The organism is Acinetobacter baylyi DSM 14961 = CIP 107474, assembly GCF_000368685.1.
GTDB lineage: Bacteria > Pseudomonadota > Gammaproteobacteria > Pseudomonadales > Moraxellaceae > Acinetobacter > Acinetobacter baylyi.
Genome location: NZ_KB849626.1, coordinates 272,556 through 291,509, shown reverse-complemented (window position 1 = coordinate 291,509; position 18,954 = coordinate 272,556). Strand labels below are relative to the sequence as shown.

The following is an 18,954-nucleotide window of genomic DNA, read 5'->3' as shown; positions in this document are numbered from 1 at the left end:
GCTTAACTTAACGTAATTTTAAAGTCATTAGACCCAAAACCACCAGCATAATCGTAATAATCCAAAAACGGGTCACGACCTGTGTTTCTTTCCAGCCTTGCTTTTCATAGTGGTGATGTAAAGGCGCCATCAGAAATACACGTTTGTTTCGCATGCGCAATGAACCAATTTGCAAGAAAACTGAAATTGCTTCCATTACAAATACGCCACCCATGATCGCAAATACAATTTCCTGACGGACCATGACCGCAATGGTACCCAACATCGCACCGAGTGCCAGCGCACCAACATCACCCATAAAAATTTGTGCAGGGTGTGCGTTGTACCATAAGAATGCTAAACCTGCACCCACCATGGCAGAACAGATGACCACCAGCTCAGACGTATATTTTACATAAGGGATGTGCAGATAATTGGCAAAACGAATGTCACCCGCCAAATAGGCAAATACACCCAACCCTGCAGCAACCATCACGATGGGCATAATTGCTAGGCCATCAAGACCATCGGTGAGATTGACTGCATTGGAGGCACCATTGATCACCAGATAAGTGAAAATAATAAAAGCAATTCCAAGTGGCACAGCCGAAAGTGGGATCGACAAATTTTTAAAGAATGGAATTAATAAATCCAGCATGTTTGCCGTGTGAATTGGATTGGGTTGATTCTGGGCAATCACATACAATGAAATACCCGCCCCAAGCGAAGCCACCGATGTCCAGAAGAACTTTTTGCGAGCAGGCAAGCCAGCATTATCTTTATAACGGATCTTGATCCAGTCATCGGCCCAGCCCACAGCACCAAACACCACCATAACACCCAGTACAATCCAGACATAAGGGTTGGATAAATCGGCCCAGAGTAAGGTACTAATCCCAATCGACATCAGGATTAATACGCCACCCATGGTTGGTGTACCCATTTTTTTGGCATGGTTTTCAGGTGCAAACGAACTGACTGCCTGACCATATTTTAATGCCTGAAGTTTACGAATCATCACCGGACCAAGCATTAGGCCAATTGCAAGTGACGTCAAAATACTTAGCAATGAACGTAATGTTAAATAACGAATAACTTGGAACGAGCTGTTGTAGCCCGATAGATGTTCAAACAACCATAACAGCATTTAAAGTTTCTCCATCAAGTCAGCCATCAACGTTTCCATATGGGTATAACGAGAACCTTTAAACAGGAAACTCATGGACTGGGGTTGATGTTGTTGAATTAATTCAATTAAAAAAGGAAGTGCTTGGGCCTGAGTGGTAAATGCCTTCAATTTTTCTGGATGATCACTGCTCGCAGCACCCTGCTGCATCGCCCCAGCAAATTCTCCTACCGCAACAATATAGTCAAGCTGCTCATTTGCCAGATCATGCCCCAGTTGGGTGTGTTCCAGCATACTGGCATCTCCGAGCTCACCAATGTCCCCCGTCACCATCACTTTAATTCCAGTTTGCTGAGCAAGCACCCCCGCAGCAGCACGCATGGAGCCAGGATTGGCATTATAGGTATCATCAATAAATAGATGATGACCGTGCTGAATAAAGTTCAAACGCCCTTTTGCACCTTGTGCCGCTGAAAGCCCTTGCACGATATTATTCAAATCGATTCCAATCGCGAGCGCAAAAGCAGTCGCCGCGAGTGCATTTTGTACATTATGCTCACCTGCAAATGGCAAGCTGAGATGTGCCTGACCTTGAGGTGTATGTAAGTCAAATTCACTCGATTGAGCATGCAGCACGACAGAAGTCGCGTAAATCTCACCATCCTGACCAAAACTGAGCATTTTTTGAGTCTGAATCGCCTGTTTGATTTGGTCGGTAAAATCATCATCTGCAGGTAAAATTGCGGTTCCATCTACTGCAATATGTTGATAAATCTCGGATTTAGCCCGACAGATTCCATCACGCCCTCCAAACTCCCCCAAATGTGCTGTTCCGATATTTAAAATACCCGCCACATGAGGCTGAACCAGTTTTGAGGTATAGTCAATTTCTCCCTGATGACTGGCACCCAGCTCCATAACTGCATACTGATGTTCTGGCCTTAACTCAAGTAGCATCATGGGAACACCCAGATCATTATTCAGATTTCCACGTGTGACCAAAGTTGGAGCCAAACGGGACAGAATACTTCCCAGCATTTCTTTGGTTGTGGTTTTACCACTACTTCCAGTTAAGGCAATTACTTGAAGCTTTGGATATTGCTGACGACGATACGCGCCCAAAGCACCAAGTGCCAGACGTGTATCTGATACGATCAGTTGAAAAATATCTACATCTAATGGTTGTTCCACAATCGCAACCTGACAACCTTGCTGAACCACCTGAGCGACAAAATCATGCGCATCAAAACGTTCACCTTTGAGCGCCAAGAATGCATCTCCCGCCTCTGCATGACGCGAATCTGTCAAAATTCGTTTGATCGTGCCTTCAGGCTGGCGATTATTATGCCAGTAGCCTTGCGTTGCCTGTTGTAACTGAGAAGCATCCCACGGTGCTAAAGGAACCGTGCTGGTTGTAGAAGTATGCATAAAAAATCCTAATGTGCAGGATACGCAGAATGAACTGAATGAGTTTGTGTATTTATAGCGGACTGGACTTCTGTTACATCATCAAACCAGTGACGAACACCTTGGATTTCCTGATAATTTTCATGTCCTTTACCCGCAATGACCACAATGTCGCCTGCCTGTGCATGCTGAACCACATATTTGATTGCTTCTCGGCGATCGTGAATTTCATAGATTTGATGGTGTGAAAAATCGATTCCAGTCTTCATATCCGCAAAAATCTGCTTTGGGTTTTCAGTACGAGGATTATCTGAGGTCAAAATGACAGGATTTGCGCCATTCAAAGCGGCCTGCGTCATAAGCGGACGCTTGCCGCGATCGCGATCTCCACCACACCCAAACACTGCCCACAATTGCTGCTGTACATGACGACGTAATGTTTTAAGTACCTGATTCAAAGCATCGGGTGTATGCGCATAGTCCACAACAAAAAGTCGATCCTGATCCCGAATGACTTGCATACGACCTGGTGCCCCAATTAATTGCGGTACAGTTTTTACAAGCTCTTCAAGCGCAAAACCAGCTTGCTCGGCTGCAATCAGCGCGGCAATTAGATTTTCAACATTGAAATGACCCAGCAATGGACTTTCAACCAAATACTCACCTTTTGGGCCCACCAGAATAAATCGAGCACCAGACAAGCTGTATTGTAATTCTTTTACGCTATAGTCCGCAGACTGTGTAAGCGAATAAGTCAGAATCTGAGGCTGGGCTGGGTTTTGAGCTGCTACTGCTTTCATTAGTTCAGCATATGCATCATCCTGATTGATCACGGCGACCTTTAAAGATTTAAAAGCAAATAAGCGTGATTTGGCTTCTGCATAGGCCGCTAAAGTGCCATGATAATCCAGATGATCACGACTCAAATTACTGTAAACCGCAATTTCAATGTCACAGCCATTCAGTCGCCCTTGCTCTAAGCCATGAGAACTGGCTTCCAAAGATGCAAAACGTGCACCTTCTTTTACATATTGATGCAAGGCGCTTTGCAATTGCAAAGCATCCAGCGTGGTGTGTGTTGATGGATTAAGATGCGGTAAAATACCATTGCCTGTGGTTCCCATGACCGCACAACGCTGCTGCTGTAAGGTCAGTAATTCTGCAACCAAACGCGAAATGGTGGTTTTTCCATTGGTGCCCGTAACTGCGATAATTCGTGCAGCATTGACAGGCTCTGTTTTTTGCAAATAGTTTTTCTGCCATTGCCCCATTCGATGACGCACATCAGCGCAAACCCACTCACGCTCAAGCCCTAAAGGCTGCTCACTGATGATACCCAGCGCACCTTGAGCCAGTGCTGTCTCTGCAAAAATTCGGGTTTTTTCGGGTTGTGAATAACTGGTTAGCGCAATAAAAAGCTGATCTTTCTGAATATATCGACTGTCGAGGCAAAATCCCTGAAAAGGCTGATCTCGCCATTCAATCGCTGCATCAATCGCAGAGATCATTTCAAATGAGACGCTCATCACTTACCTCTTACTGGCGTTTTAAAATTGGGTTGCTTGGTGTATCTAGGGGCTTATCCAGCGGCACATTCATCAGTCTGAGAGATTCCTGCATGATACGTGTAAAGACAGGCGCAGCGACCAAACCACCGTAATAACGACCTTGCGGATTTTCCACCACAATAATCATTGCCAGACGCGGATCACTCACAGGTGCAACCCCCGCAAATAAGGCACGGTATTGATTCTGTGCATAACCCTTACCATCTGGACGTAATTTATGCGCAGTTCCTGTTTTACCACCCACACGATAACCAGGTATATTCGCTTGTGTGGCGGTTCCACCTGGCATCGTCACTTGCTCAAGCATACTAAGTACCTGATCGGCAATTTTCGGGTTTAATACTTGCTCACCTTTAGGGGGTTCATCCAGCTTACGTAAGCTGAGCGGCATTTTTACACCATGATTGGCCAACATGGCATAACCCTGCGCCAACTGAAGAATTGTGGCGTTTAAACCATAGCCATATGCCATCGTACCAATCTGAGAAGGTGTAAGCTTACTATTTGGCAGAATCAGACCACCACTCTCACCAGGAAAGTGAACCGCAGAGCGCTGTCCAAATCCAACCCGTCTATAGAAAGTCGGTAATGCGTCTTTGGGTAAAGACAGCGCAATTTTTGCCGAACCGACGTTTGAGGATTTTACAATAACGCCTGTTAAAGTAAGAGCGCCGTAGTTATGCGTATCACGAATGGTATGCCAACCAAGACGCATCGAACCTGGTGACGTGTTTACAATGGTATTGGGCGTGTACTGTCCACTTTCTAAGGCTGCGGACACTGTAAACGGCTTCATGGTTGAACCTGGCTCAAACATGTCAATGGCACCGCGGTTACGCATGGCATCCTTATTGGACAAACCATTTTTGTCATTCGGGTTATACGACGGCCAACTGGCCATGGCCAGAATTTCGCCTGTTTTAACATCCACCGCAATGGCTGAAGCAGAACGAGCATTATTGGCAACCCCTGCTGCCGTCAACTCGCGGTACATGATGTATTGCAAGCGTGAATCAATACTCAGGGTAATATTTTCGCCAGGCTCACCTTCTCGAATCACTTCCGAGATTTTCAGACGGTTTCCGCGCTTGTCACGGATAACTTTCTGCTCGCCATCCACACCCGAAAGCTGCTTATTCAACTGCATTTCCAAACCTTCGACACCAACGCCTTCACTGTTAGTCAGGCCAATAATTTGTGCATTGGGTTGTGGTTGCGGATAATATCTCTTGTAATTTTTCTCGGTATAAACACCCTGAAAATTACGTTTTAGAATCAAATCTGCCTGCTGCGGTGGGATTTCCTTTTGTAGTACAAGATAACGTGAACGCGGACGAGCATACATCTGTTTTTTCAATTCCGCACGGTCCATACCTACAGCATCTGCAAGTTCATCCAGGTTCAGATTTTTATCAGGTAATTGACGCTTAAGCTTACGATTATTTGGATCTTTGCGCAGTTCTGCCGATATATCATCATATTCTTTTTTGGTTTCAAAATAATCGCGCGGATCAATCACCACTTTCATCACAGGCGTACTAATTGCTAAAGGAACCCCGTGACGATCACTGATGACACCACGCATTGCCTTAATCTTTTCTGTTCTTAAGATATTGGCATTGGCTTTATTTTGCAGGAAATCTTTATTGATCACTTGCACATAAAAAGCACGCGCAATCAACACCACAAAACATAGAAGTACAACGCCCCACAGCAGATAGAAACGCCACATATCAAAAGCCAATGAGGGCTTTTCAGAAATAGATTGCTGTTTTTTTCTTGTTTGCTTGATTCGCTTGTCTATCATACAGCAGGCCTTAGTGTTTTTGCTCAGGGGTCATTGGCAACGAAATAACGGCAGTTTGTGCCGCAGGAGGTGAAAACATGCGTAACTGGGTGACTGCCCGTGAACCAATTTGCGCTGTTGCACCAAAGGTTTGTTGCTCAATCAGCAAACGCCCCCATTCGGCATTCAGATCATCTTTTTCACGCATGTATGTACTCAACTCACGATAATCATGTCGGTATTCGAATACCTGAAACACCACCATGATTGCACTACAAAATACCAGTAAAACCATCACTGTATACACCACAACTCTTTTTACAGGTGACGGTTCAGATATTCCAAGTTTTTCGTTCTTGTCCATGATTTGCCTTTATACTAAACGTTCAGCCACACGAAGCCATGCACTACGTGAACGAGGATTAGCTTTTACTTCTTCTTCACTGGCCCGTATACGGGAAATTTTCTTTAAACGTCTTGAGTCAACTTGTTTTTGAGGTAGTCCCCAGCCAGAATCTTCAGGTAAAGTCGATTCTTTTTGAATAAACTGCTTAATTAAACGATCTTCAAGCGAGTGGAAAGTAATTACTGCGAGACGACCTTCTGGCTTTAATAATGTGACCGCCTGAGGCAAGAAAATTTCAATATCTTCAAGCTCTTTATTAATCGCAATGCGTATCGCCTGAAATGTACGTGTTGCAGGATGTTTGTGCTTTTCCCATTTTGGATGAGCAGTTTTTACCAACTCAGCAAGTTGTGCTGTGGTTTCAAGTGCACCTGCCTGTTTGATTGCTCGGGCAATACGTCGGCTATAACGCTCTTCACCATACTGATAAATAATATTTGCTAATGCTTCTTCTTCAATACTTAATAACCATTCTGCGGCAGTTTTTCCCTGTGAATTATCCATACGCATATCGAGTGGACCATCTTGCATAAAACTAAAACCACGCTCTGCCTGATCCAACTGCGGAGAAGAGACCCCCAAATCAGCCATGACACCTTCGACCTGTGTAATACCGCGCTGTTCAAGTTCTGTTTGTATATCGGCAAAACTGGCATGAATAATTTTAAACCGTAGATCTTCTTGTTCTAATTGATGAGCAACAGCCAATGCTTGAGGGTCTTTATCAAAACCGTATACTTGCGCGTCTGATCCAAGTTTTGAAAGTAATAAGCGAGTATGTCCACCACGGCCAAAAGTGCCGTCAATATAAATTCCTGTGTCGCGGTTGGCCAATAAGGCATCTACAGTTTCGTGAAGTAAGACAGAAATATGCGACATAGGTAAGGCGTCAAAAAATGTTAAAAATTTAACTGCACATTATTACCTTGTTTTAATAAAGCTCCAAACGTCTTTTTGTAGGGAAATATTACTTTTCATCGATAAATCCATTTTATTTTTCTTTTTTGTCTAGCTTTAAATCAACCTTACTTCTAAATCTAGTTATGGTTGAGTCTGAGTTTCACTTTCTTAGTTTGAAGTTAAATCGTTTAATGCTGTAAAAGGTGATTAAAACATCTCCAGATATAAATCCTCCCCCTTAAGCTCTCTGATTTTTCAAAGTCAGCTTTAAACATATAAAGCTCATTTAGATTTCATCATGAAAGAAAAACACGAATCGCAAAGTTGTAATTCGTGTTTAATGGATTCAATTTAAATTATGGTTTTTCCGCATAAATTTGATCAAAAATCGCACCATTCACAAAATGCGTTTTTTGTGCTTTGGCCCAGCCACCAAAGACATCTCCAATGGTGAACAGTTTAAGCTTTGGAAACTTATACGCGTATTTGGCAGCCGCCTTTGCATTACGAGGTCTAAAATTGTATTTGGCAGCCAATTCTTGTCCAAGTGGCGAATACAAATAGTTTAAATAAGCTTTGGCTAGATTTCTATTTCCATCGCGGTCAACGGTTTTATCCACAATTGCAACGGAAGGTTCTGCCAAAATTGAAATCGAAGGATAAATAATTTCATATTTATCTTTGCCCGGACCTTGTGTTGCCAACAATGCTTCGTTTTCCCACGATAACAGCACATCGCCTATACCACGTTCTGCAAAGGTGGTCAGCGATCCTCTTGCACCAGAATCAAGAACTTTCACGTTATGATAAAGCTTTTTAACCAGCTCTCTGGCTTTGCTGTCGTTGCCACCTGGCTGCTTCAATGCATATCCCCATGCCGCCAAATAAATCCATCTTGGTGCTCCGCCAGTTTTCGGGTTTGGTGTAATAATTTCGACACCCGGCTTGGTCAGATCATTCCAATCTTTAATATTTTTGGGATTACCTTTTCGTACCAGAAATACAATAGTTGAAGTGTAGGGAGCCGAATTATTGGGAAAATCCTTTTGCCAGTTCTTTTTGATTAAACCTGCGTTGGCAATTTCGTCAATATCATTGGCAAGTGCTAATGTCACAACGTCCGCTTGTAAACCATCAATAACCGCACGAGCTTGCTTACCCGAGCCGCCATGAGATTGCTTAAAATCGACTTCCTGACCTGTCCGGCCTTTCCAGTAAGTGTAAAAACTCTGATTATATTCTTGATAAAATTCACGTGTCGGATCATAGGACACATTTAAAAAATCTTTCGCTGCGTTGGCAGTCCCCGCTCCAAAGCCTAGCAAGATCGCAAACGTTACACCCCATATTTTTTTCACTGATATATGCTCAAATTATGTACCCTATTTTAAATATATAAAAAATAAATAAATTTACAATCATATAGTTATATCAATAACAACATTGCAAATCTGTTTTTGTGATATCAAACTCAATCATAGAATACCGCTTAATAAAACCAGCAAATAAGAATGATTCTTCTTTTCTTCATTTTTTATTCATCTTTTTTTGTTAAATAGGATATGCTTTGTAGCAGGATGCATACATTTGGCCTACAGAATTTAGCATTTTTTATCTTTTTGTAAAAAATGTGACTTATTTCACATTTTATATTGCTAAAATACAGTGAAATTGTACAATTACTGCAATTGAACATTTTAGTAAGAAAAAATGTACTGCAATCATTTGGGGAATGGATATGCAATTCATTAAAGTTTTGGGTTTAAGTTTGGGTTTGAGTATTTTGTCGCATAGTAGTTATGCTGCTCTAGAAAACAATACAGCTTTGAAGAATGCAGCAAATACCAGTGTGCCTAATTTATTGGTTGAAAAAGCGTTGAATCAACAAAAGCGTAACGTGTCTGCTTTGGGTGAAGACAACGATCTCATTATGCTGAATAGCATTCGTGTAACACCATCACAAAACTTTTTTGCGGCTCAGCATCAGCGTTTTTCTCGGTTTGTACAATCACTATTTCAACCGCACAGCTCATAAAATAAGCTCAGACTCCCCTACCTTAGCTTCTTAAAAGCCTGATCTCTTGCCAAAATAAAAGGTCTAGATATCAGGCTTTTTCCGTTATACTAGATCTCAATTTTTATCTTCACTTTTAGGCCCTATGAAAGTCCGTACGCGTATTGCACCTTCTCCGACTGGTTTTCCTCATGTAGGTACTGCTTATATCGCTCTGTTTAATCTGTGCTTTGCCAAACAGCATGGCGGTGAGTTTATTTTACGTATTGAAGATACCGATCAGCTTCGTTCGACCCCTGAATCAGAACAAATGATTCTGGATTCATTGCGCTGGTTAGGTCTGAACTGGTCGGAAGGTCCTGATGTGGGTGGTCCACATGCACCTTACCGTCAGTCAGAGCGCATGGGTATTTATAAACAGTATGCACTTGATCTGATTGAGAAAGGCCATGCCTTTTATTGCTTTGCCACAGCCGAAGAGCTGGATCAAATGCGTGCAGAACAGCAGGCGCGTGGTGAAACACCAAAGTACGATGGCCGAGGTTTAAAACTTTCACAAGAAGAAGTTGAACGTCGTCTGGCTGCGGGTGAACCGCATGTGATTCGTATGAAAGTTCCTGAAGAAGGGATTTGTAAATTCAACGATTTACTCCGCGGTGAAGTCGAAATTCCATGGGCACAAGTCGATATGCAAGTCTTGCTTAAAACAGACGGCTTACCCACCTATCATTTGGCCAATGTGGTCGATGACCACTTAATGGAAATCACGCATGTTTTGCGTGGTGAAGAATGGTTACCCTCTGCACCAAAGCATCAATTACTGTATCAATATTTCGGCTGGGACATGCCAACGCTATGTCATATGCCATTATTGCGTAATCCAGACAAATCAAAACTGTCAAAGCGTAAAAATCCGACTTCCATCAATTATTACCGCGACATTGGTGTACTTCCAGAAGCCCTGCTGAATTACTTGGGCCGTATGGGTTGGTCAATGCCAGATGAACGTGAAGTGTTTACCTTGACTGATATGATTGAGCATTTTGATATTCAACGTGTATCGTTGGGCGGTCCAATCTTTGATGTCGACAAATTGAACTGGCTCAATGGTCAATGGATCAAATCGTTGACACCAGGTCAGTTACTTGATCGCCTACTCAGCTGGAAAAGTGACCGTCAAACACTGGAAGATATTGCCACTGCGATTCAACCTCGCATCAATCTGCTTTCAGAAGCAGTCAATTGGGCGGGATTTTATTTCAACCATATGCCAAATATTACGGCAGAAATGTTTGAAAGCAAAAAACTCAGCCCTGAACAGGTTCGTCAAAGCTTACAGTTTGCAATCTGGCGTCTGGAAAGCCAATTTACTTGGAATAACGAGACGGTGAGCCAGATTCTTATGGATCTTGCCAATCAGATGGACATCAAACTCCGTGATTTCATGCCAGCGTTCTTTATTGCGATTGCAGGTTCAACCAGCTCAACGCCTGTCATGCAATCAATGGTCACTATCGGCCCAGACTTAACCTTTGCCCGTTTGCGTCGTGCGCTTGAAATTGTGGGTGCACCAAGCAAAAAAGAGCTTAAAGTGTGGGAAAAACTCAACGAATCGTTGAAATTGCCGAAAAATGAAACAGTTGACAACACATAATTCATTTTAGTGTTGACGTGTGAGTACAATGCCCCTAATATTGCGCTCACACAGACTGGGGTCATAGCTCAGTTGGTAGAGCGCTACAATGGCATTGTAGAGGTCAGCGGTTCGATCCCGCTTGGCTCCACCAAATCTCAGATTGTGTTGCCTCATAAGTCCCTATCGTCTAGAGGCCTAGGACATCGCCCTTTCACGGCGGTAACCGGGGTTCGAATCCCCGTAGGGACGCCAAATTCTGAAAAAGCCGCTGACATACAGCGGCTTTTTTTATTTCTGATTTTGGTCACTCTTCGCTAAAATAGAAAAAAAGCTATTGGAGATCACATGCAATATCGTTGCCCCAAATGTCAAAGTGTAAAAATCATGCCAGTCAATCAAGGTACAACCACGAGCACCCGCCCTGTCGTTCCTAAAAGCCTAGTGATTTTACTGCCATCTATCTTTATCCTATTGTTATTAGTATTGATTAGCTTAAGCATGTGGATTTTTGGTCATGGTGCAGGTACCAATTTGCAGATTGCAACGGTTGTTGTGTTTGTTGTCGTTGCAGGGTCAGGATTAATGTTCTGGCGTGATTTACCTGATTTTAAATTGTCCATGCAAGCGTTCATGCAATCGCAAAAGTACTGGAAGTGCCGCGAATGTCATCATGAATGGCAAATTTAAACTTAAGGTCTCAAGAATATTTTTAAAAACCATCAGTCAGTGCTGATGGTTTTTTTCTATATGCGTATGTGAATGTGCCAAACATTCATCTTCTTCAATCTGCAAAGTAATTTCTGCAATGCCATGCTCATGTGAAAGCATTTCATAGGCCGTGCGATACAGACGATTACGATCTGCCTGTGGTGCAAACAGATGCACCGTCAGATGTACATTTTTGGATGTAATGGCCCAGACTTTAAGCTGATGAATACTTTCAACGCCTTCAAGAGCCAACAAATCATCTCTAAGCTTCTCAATGTCAACTTCTTCAGGAACACCTTCCAGTAAAATATTAATACTTTGTTTCAGCAGAATCCATGTTCGTGGAAGCACCCAAAATCCAATCAAGACCGCAACCAGTGTATCGACCCAGTACCACTGGGTAAAATAGATAACCAATGCACCCAGAATCACACCAACCGAGCCCAGCGCATCACTTAAAACTTCAAGGTAAGCCCCTTTTACATTCAGACTATCCTGAGCACTGGAGACCAGAATTTTCATTGAGATTAGATTGATGATCAGTCCAATGACTGCAACCAGTAACATGCCCAAACTCTGAATTTCAGGCGGATGAGTAAAACGCTGATACGCCTCATACAAAATATAGATTGCAACCATAAAGAGCATAGATGCATTAAATAAGGCAGCTAGAATTTCAAAGCGCTGATAGCCAAAAGTCCGTTTGTCATCTGCTGGACGTTTGGCCACTTGAATTGCGGCTAATGCGATTGCCAGAGCAGCGGCATCAGTGAACATATGTGCGGCATCCGACAACAATGCCAGACTTTGCGTGATAAACCCTGCGACCACTTCAACAATCAGAAAAGTCACGGTGAGTGACAATGCGATCGTAAGCTTTTTGGCATTTCCTTGTGTAACAACCGCATGGCTATGATCATGCCCGTGCTGTCCACTCATAGTAGACTCCTTACAACAGAAATTTAAATCGAAAGTTGCGCTGGATAACGCTTTTTATTTTAAAGCCTTCATGACACACGATATATCATGAAGACTCATACTCAAACTGTATTAATTGCTTGAACCAGTCACTGACTGTTGTTTTTCATTCATCCAGCGATAGATCACTGGAAGTAAAATCAGTGTAAGCAGCGTTGATGAAATGATGCCTCCAATCACCACAGTCGCTAAAGGTCGCTGCACTTCCGCTCCTGTGCCTGTGGCTAGAGCCATTGGAATAAAACCAAATGATGCGACACATGCGGTCATCAGCACTGGACGCAAACGCATTACAGCACCACGCCATGTGGCCGTATAAATATCATATTGCAAACGAAGCTCTTTGATAAACGTCAGCATGACCAGACCATTCAACACCGCAACACCCGACAGAGCAATAAATCCGACACCTGCCGACATCGACAAGGGAATATCTCGAAACCAAAGCGCCACAATACCGCCGGACAATGCAAATGGCACACCACTAAAAACCAGCAAGCTTTCGCGTAGGTCATGAAACACCGCGACGAGCAAAATAAAAATCATCAGCAAGGCCAGCGGAATCACGATTTGCATGCGTGCGGCGGCTGAAGCCAGATTTTCAAATTGCCCACCATAACCCAGCCAGTAACCACTCGGCAATTTTTGCTGGGCCAAGCTTTGCTGCATCTCGGCCACAAAAGAGCCTAAATCTCGATCACGTACGTTGGCGGTCACAATGACACGGCGTTTGCCATTTTCACGGCTCACCTGTGAAAAGCCCAAAATCGTTTCTACTATGGCCACATCTTGTAATTGAATCAGGCCACCATTGGGCAATTGCAACGGCAGCATCGCCAGTTGCTGCGGGGTACGCAATTGATCATCTAGTCGAATTACAAAGTCGAAGCGTCGGTCTCCTTGTAAAATTTGCCCCACACTCGCGCCCCCGATACTGGTTGCCACCAGATCCTGAATGGCTTTGATCGAGAGGCCATATTGCGCGGCCAAAGCATGATCAATCTTCACATTGAGCAACGGCAAGCCATCGGTTTGCTCGACTTTGACCTCACTGGCGCCTGAAATGGTTTTAAGCTGCTGAGCGATTTTTTCTGCTTCACGATTCAGAACTTCTAGATCATCTCCAAACACCTTGACTCCGATATCACTACGTACGCCCGAGATTAGTTCGTTGAAACGTAATTCGATGGGCTGGGAAAACTCGCTGTTATTGCCCGGTAGCTGTGCCACGGCATCCAACATACGAGCACGCAGTTCATCTATGGTTTCGGTTGAGTCTGGCCATTCTTTACGTGGTTTAAGCAAAATGACGGCATCTGAAATATTTGGCGGCATCACATCGGTGGCGACCTCTGCCGTGCCTGTTCGTGCAAAAATCGCTTTGATTTCTGGAAATTGCTTTAAAAGCTGTTGTTCAACCTGCGCCTGAATTTTTAGTGATTCCTCAATTCCTGTGCTGGGTGCGCGCATCAGTTGCAAGGCAAAATCCCCTTCACTGAGCTGTGGTGCAAATTCACTCCCCACTCGGGTCGATATCGTGGCTGTAATGAGTAAAATACCAACGACACTGGTAAGCACCACACGGCGCCATGCATACGCCCAATCTAGCAACGCTGCATAAGCTCTTTTCAGTGCCAGCATCCAACGGCTTTCGGTTTCCTTCACTTCTCCAGTCACCCAAAGGGCAACAGCCGCGGGTACAAAGGTAATCGATAAAATCATGGCGCCTAAAAGTGCCAAGACGACCGCAATCGCCATGGGATGAAACATTTTTGCCTCAACACCAGACAATGCAAAAATGGGCAAGTACACCACCATAATAATGAATTGACCAAAAAGCAGCGGCCGACGAGCCTGTTTTGCTGCCAAAAAGACTTCTTTAAAACGCTCCTGACGGGTGAGTAAACGGCCTTGAAGCTGCTGTGCTTCGGCCAGTCGACGGATACAGTTTTCCACAATGACCACTGCACCATCGACAATGATGCCGAAATCAAGTGCGCCCAGACTCATCAGGTTGGCACTGATGTGCTGCTGTGCCATACCCGTTAGCGTAAATAGCATCGACAGCGGGATCACACACGCGGTAATCAATGCCGCCCGAAAATTACCCAGAAAAATAAACAGCACCACAATCACCAAAATGGCGCCTTCAATCAGGTTTTTGGCCACGGTCTGAATGGCCCGATCCACCAAGGTACTGCGGTTATAGACGGTTTCCAGCACCACACCCGCGGGTAGAGAGGTCTGGATTTGTGCCACTTTGGCATCGAGTGCCTGCGCCACGGTTTTGCTGTTTTCGCCCATCATCATCATGGCGATGCCGAGCACGGTTTCTTCGCCATTGTAGGTGGCGCCACCCGTACGCAGATCATGTCCGATCGAGACCTTTGCAACATCCGAGACACGTATTGGCAAGCCACTTTTGGTCTCTAGCGTAACATTTTCGATGTCTTGAATACTGCTTAACATGCCCGGCACACGGACGGTGAGTTGCTGACCATTGTCCTCGATAAATCCTGCACCACGGTTCTCGTTATTGTCGGTCAGGGCTTGTTGCAGTGTCGTAAGGGAAAGATTAAGCTGCTGCAACCGATTTAAATCTGGCGATACAATGTAGGTTTTATTGTATCCACCAATGCTATTAATTTCGGCGACTCCCGGCACACGCTGCAATTGCGGACGTACAATCCAGTCTTGAATTTCCCTAAGATCCATTGCTGTGTAGGATGAGCCATCGGGCTTTTTGGCCTGAGGTTCAGCCTTGATCACCCACTGGTAAATTTCCCCCAACCCTGTCGAAATTGGCGACATTTGCGGATCGACGCTCGCTGGAAGTGCACTTTTTGCTTCCTGTAAACGCTGATTAATCAGCTGACGTGCCCAATAAATATCGGTTCCATCTTTAAAAATAATCGTGACTTGCGACAAACCATAGCGGGAAATCGAACGGGTTTGCTCCATGCTGGGCAATCCAGCCATGGCATTTTCAATGGGATAGGTAATCCGCTGCTCCACTTCGGTTGCAGTAAAACCATTGGCTTGTGAATTGATTTGAACTTGTACATTGGTGATATCGGGAACAGCGTCAATCGCCAGATTTTTGTAGCTGTAAATGCCGATACCGATCCATGCGACCATAAACAGCAACACCCAGATGGCATTCTGGATGGCGAACTGGATCAAACGATCGAAAAGCCCTTGTGCAGGCGGCAAGCTATTTGTGTGCTTAGTGTCCATGCTCAGCCTCGCCTTTTTCCAGTTCAGATTTCAAAACGAAGCTTCCCTCACGCACATAATGCTGCTGTTGGGTCAGCCCAGAGACAATTTCAACCCATGCACCATCGCTCGAGTAGCGACCGGTTTGTACAGGCTTTGGCTCAAAGCGCAGCCCTTTTTTGTCTTGAGAGACCACAAACACCACCGACTGGCCTTCTCGTTGCTGAATCGCACGCTTGTCTACACGCAGAACAGGCACAGGATTAGGTGTTTCGAGCAGTACATTAACCATCAAATTCGGACGCAGTTCTTTGGCCGCAGTCAGCACCTTGCCACGTACTTGCAGACGACCAGTGTCTTGATCGGCCTGTGCGGTTAAGCTCTGAATTTGTGCCTCAAACTCATGTTGGGTTTGCAAGGAAACAAATTTTATTTTTTGACCTGGTTGCATGGCGACTGTGCTGCTATTGGGCAAAATAAACTCCAGCCATAACTGATCGAGCTGATCAATGACAAACAAAGGTTTACCTGTCGCGACTTGCTCGCCCACCACAATATCTTTGCTGCTGATGGTGCCACTCAGCGGCGCACGCACAGCATATCGGCCCTGACTTCCTGCGCTGGCCCCGTAGGCCAAAAGCCGCTGTGTCGCCGCCTGAACCTGAATTTGTGCCTGACGATAGGCATTGTATGCACGCTGATAGTCCTGACGTGCAGACACGCCTTGATTCATCAGTTGCTTCTCACGTTGATAGTCTTGCGCTGCAAGATTGAGTGCTTCACGTGCCAGACTTAAATTGGCCTGTTGATCAATCAACTCGGGAACAAATAGCGTCGCCAAGACTTGCCCTTTTTTAACCGACTGTCCAAGACTGACATTCACTTGCTCGACTTGCGCCATAAAAGATGCTCCCACATGCGCCTGCGCATCGGTATTGACCACCAGTTTCGCCGGATGCCGGGTCTGTTGCTGAATTTCGCCCAAACGCACACGATCAGTCACAATGCCAAATTGCTGAAGCTGCTGGGCTGTAAAGATCAGTTCTGGCTGCTCTTCTTGATGCGCCTCTGTGGCTTTTTCTTGATGTGCTTCATGACCGGATTCTTTAGTCTTAGCCTCTTGCGCCTCTGCATGTGCATGCTCAGCTTCACCGCCATTCATAGCACTCGATTTTTTGCCGGAGAATAGCAATATGCCTGCCACGACCAGACTGATGATCAATACCAGCACCACCCAAAACCACTGCGATTTTTTTGTTAACATTAGTTTGCTCCATTACCAGTATTGAGGCTTTGCGTGTCTTGCCAGAGGGTGTACTGGAGTTGTTCCAAGGCATCGGCCGACATAATCGTATCGGGTGAAATCCCGAGTGTGCGTGCTTCAAGTTGCAGCGTGCTTTGCCATGCCTGTTTCAAGAGTTGATTTTTTTTAAGCTGCTGCTCATGCAATTGCAAAGCAGCTTGCTGTACATCGGTTATGCTGAATTTTCCCGCTTGAAAACCAAGTAGCATTTTGTCGAGTACCTCTACTGAGAGCGGGATCTGCTGTTTTTGCATCAACTGATATTGCGTATTTAACCCTGTTAACTCGATTTGAAGTCGCTTGAGCTGATTGAGGTTTTGCTGTGCATAAAAACGCTGCTGCTGATCTAACAGTTGCTGCTTGGCGGCATAGCCCTGCAAGGCATACTGCTGCCGGTCAATCAGGTTCAGTGGAATTTCAACAGCGGCACGGATTTGATTATCACGTCCGCTCATGCCTGCCTGCTTGCTCTGTACCACTCCAAGCGTGACGGTCGGATTGGGCCGACGCTGTGCTTTTAAATAATCTATTTCTAAACGTTGCTGCTCGGCCTGCAACTGCATGGCTCGTGTATATAGGTTAGGTTTCGCATCGAAAGAAGTACTTGTAGCGGGCCAGATCGCTGCGGTGTCATCTGCCACCTGATAGTTCGTGATTGACTCCCCCCAAAGTGCCGCCATTTTTTGTTTGGCCAGATTTAAGCCAAGTTCACTTTCTTGAAAGGCACGTTGATTTTCAACATGATTCATCAGACTCCGATCAAAATCGACCTGTGCGATACTGCCCGCTTTATAGCGTAAATGCGCAGCATTCAGAATTTTTTGGCTACTGCTGAGTTGCTTGAGCAAAATGGCATGCTGCTGCTCAGCCACCACCACCTCGGCATAGGCAGCTCTAACAATCAGTTTTAGCTGCGCATCGAATAAGATTTGTCGATGATTAACCTGTTGCACCTGTATCTGTGCCAATCGCGTTGCGGCACGGCGTTCACCAAATAGATCCAGTTTTTGGCTAATTCCAAACTCAAGCTCTTGATCATCGCCAGATTGAAAACCAGTCTGTTGCACAGTCACACTTGGATTTGACCAGAGTTGGCTTTGCCGCACACTAGCATTGGCTATTTTTTGCTGGGTCTCCCAGACGGGAACATGCGCCTGATAGCGTTGAACTTTTGCTAAAATCTCGGCGTAATGAAGAGCAGACGATGTGGCTTGAACAGCTCTAGAATGATCTGGCGATGTGTATTGTGCTGCATGTAATGGAGGTGAAACCCATAATGCGCCCAGCAATATCCCGCCGAGCATTAATGAAGCACCATGCGTATCCACGCGCAATACGCGCGGTAAAGAAAGAAAAATAAGCATAAAATAACCCTATGAAATAGTTAATATTTCTGGTGGGTTGTTTTGGCTACCCCACCAATAGCGGGGTTAAAATAGGCGGCGGGTTTGGGTGAAATAAATGCGGCGACTGATACGCGTTTGCCCAACTATAATGCTGCTGAATGAGCTGACCCAAGCGTAATGGCTCTGTGGCAGATTGCTGCTCAGCAATAGACAGGACGTGTAAACAGGTCGGTAAGTGATCGTGATGATCTTGAAAAACCGCAGGATTTAACGATGTCGATACGCTCGGTGAATGTGATGCATGTGATTGATTCACCGCGACATGATGACCAAAATGATACGCCACCGTTGCAGTGGTCGATTCATGTGCACAGAACGCAGCCGCCACATTCCAAAAGGTTTGGAACATGAATAAGCTCATCAAGAAGGTTATCCAAACAACCGAGCGTTTCATACAAAGACATCATTTAAAATCATACCCAGTATAGCAACTTGGCCCTATGTAATAAAATTACTTTTACCCACACACGCTTATGGCATAAAAAACCAGCTCGAAAGCTGGTTTTGTTCATTTTTAGAAA

At 44.8% G+C, this 18,954-nt stretch carries 15 protein-coding genes and 2 tRNA genes; 5 read left to right on the top strand and 12 right to left on the bottom strand.

Annotated elements, in window-relative coordinates; all coding sequences use genetic code 11:
- Positions 1-7: 7 nt before the first annotated feature.
- The 7 genes from mraY to F952_RS05530 form a co-directional block, all read right to left on the bottom strand.
- Complete coding sequence (gene mraY / locus F952_RS05560; RefSeq protein WP_004923704.1) at positions 8-1,126, bottom strand: phospho-N-acetylmuramoyl-pentapeptide-transferase; 1,119 nt, start codon at positions 1,124-1,126, stop codon at positions 8-10.
- Entirely contained in the window at positions 1,127-2,533 is a 1,407-nt protein-coding gene (locus F952_RS05555; protein ID WP_004923703.1) for a UDP-N-acetylmuramoyl-tripeptide--D-alanyl-D-alanine ligase, read from the bottom strand.
- 8 nt (positions 2,534-2,541) lie between these two features.
- Entirely contained in the window at positions 2,542-4,038 is a 1,497-nt protein-coding gene (locus F952_RS05550; RefSeq protein ID WP_004923700.1) for a UDP-N-acetylmuramoyl-L-alanyl-D-glutamate--2,6-diaminopimelate ligase, read from the bottom strand.
- A gap of 10 nt (positions 4,039-4,048) precedes the next feature.
- Positions 4,049-5,887 carry a penicillin-binding protein PBP3 gene (gene ftsI / locus F952_RS05545; RefSeq protein ID WP_004923697.1) on the bottom strand — a complete coding sequence of 613 codons (1,839 nt, stop codon included), beginning with the start codon at positions 5,885-5,887 and terminating at the stop codon, positions 4,049-4,051.
- 10 nt (positions 5,888-5,897) lie between these two features.
- Positions 5,898-6,230, bottom strand: a complete 333-nt coding sequence (gene ftsL, locus F952_RS05540) for a cell division protein FtsL (RefSeq protein WP_004923691.1) — start codon at positions 6,228-6,230, stop codon at positions 5,898-5,900.
- Positions 6,231-6,239: 9 nt separating this feature from the next.
- Positions 6,240-7,151 (bottom strand): 16S rRNA (cytosine(1402)-N(4))-methyltransferase RsmH, encoded by a 912-nt coding sequence (gene rsmH / locus F952_RS05535; protein WP_004923689.1) that lies wholly within the window; start codon positions 7,149-7,151, stop codon positions 6,240-6,242.
- A gap of 377 nt (positions 7,152-7,528) precedes the next feature.
- Positions 7,529-8,521, bottom strand: coding sequence for a sulfate ABC transporter substrate-binding protein (locus F952_RS05530; RefSeq protein WP_370458625.1), 993 nt, complete (start codon positions 8,519-8,521; stop codon positions 7,529-7,531).
- Between the two features lie 383 nt (positions 8,522-8,904).
- On the opposite strand from F952_RS05530, the gene F952_RS05525 reads away from it, so the two are divergent.
- The 5 genes from F952_RS05525 (at position 8,905) to F952_RS05505 (ending at position 11,509) form a co-directional block, all read left to right on the top strand.
- Positions 8,905-9,207 (top strand): hypothetical protein, encoded by a 303-nt coding sequence (locus F952_RS05525; RefSeq protein WP_011182770.1) that lies wholly within the window; start codon positions 8,905-8,907, stop codon positions 9,205-9,207.
- Positions 9,208-9,331: 124 nt separating this feature from the next.
- Positions 9,332-10,840, top strand: a complete 1,509-nt coding sequence (gene gltX / locus F952_RS05520) for a glutamate--tRNA ligase (protein WP_004923679.1) — start codon at positions 9,332-9,334, stop codon at positions 10,838-10,840.
- 57 nt (positions 10,841-10,897) lie between these two features.
- Positions 10,898-10,973: transfer RNA gene (locus F952_RS05515), tRNA-Ala, on the top strand.
- 25 nt (positions 10,974-10,998) lie between these two features.
- Positions 10,999-11,074: transfer RNA gene (locus F952_RS05510), tRNA-Glu, on the top strand.
- Positions 11,075-11,167: 93 nt separating this feature from the next.
- Positions 11,168-11,509 (top strand): zinc-ribbon domain-containing protein, encoded by a 342-nt coding sequence (locus tag F952_RS05505; RefSeq protein ID WP_004923677.1) that lies wholly within the window; start codon positions 11,168-11,170, stop codon positions 11,507-11,509.
- Positions 11,510-11,545: 36 nt separating this feature from the next.
- Here F952_RS05505 and F952_RS05500 read toward each other — a convergent pair whose 3' ends face one another.
- The 5 genes from F952_RS05500 to F952_RS05480 all read right to left on the bottom strand — a co-directional run bounded on the left by F952_RS05500 (position 11,546) and on the right by F952_RS05480 (position 18,827).
- A complete protein-coding gene (locus F952_RS05500) occupies positions 11,546-12,469 on the bottom strand; it encodes a cation diffusion facilitator family transporter (protein ID WP_004923674.1) in 924 nt (307 codons plus the stop codon).
- Between the two features lie 111 nt (positions 12,470-12,580).
- Positions 12,581-15,745: an efflux RND transporter permease subunit gene (locus F952_RS05495; RefSeq protein WP_004923671.1), complete on the bottom strand. Its 3,165-nt coding sequence runs from the start codon at positions 15,743-15,745 to the stop codon at positions 12,581-12,583.
- Positions 15,735-16,988 (bottom strand): efflux RND transporter periplasmic adaptor subunit, encoded by a 1,254-nt coding sequence (locus tag F952_RS05490; RefSeq protein ID WP_004923668.1) that lies wholly within the window; start codon positions 16,986-16,988, stop codon positions 15,735-15,737. Before F952_RS05490 ends, F952_RS05495 begins: the two co-directional genes overlap by 11 nt.
- Entirely contained in the window at positions 16,988-18,391 is a 1,404-nt protein-coding gene (locus F952_RS05485; protein WP_004923666.1) for a TolC family protein, read from the bottom strand. Before F952_RS05485 ends, F952_RS05490 begins: the two co-directional genes overlap by 1 nt.
- 46 nt (positions 18,392-18,437) lie before the next feature.
- Complete coding sequence (locus F952_RS05480) at positions 18,438-18,827, bottom strand: cation efflux protein, CzcI-like (protein WP_011182772.1); 390 nt, start codon at positions 18,825-18,827, stop codon at positions 18,438-18,440.
- Positions 18,828-18,954 lie beyond the last annotated feature (127 nt).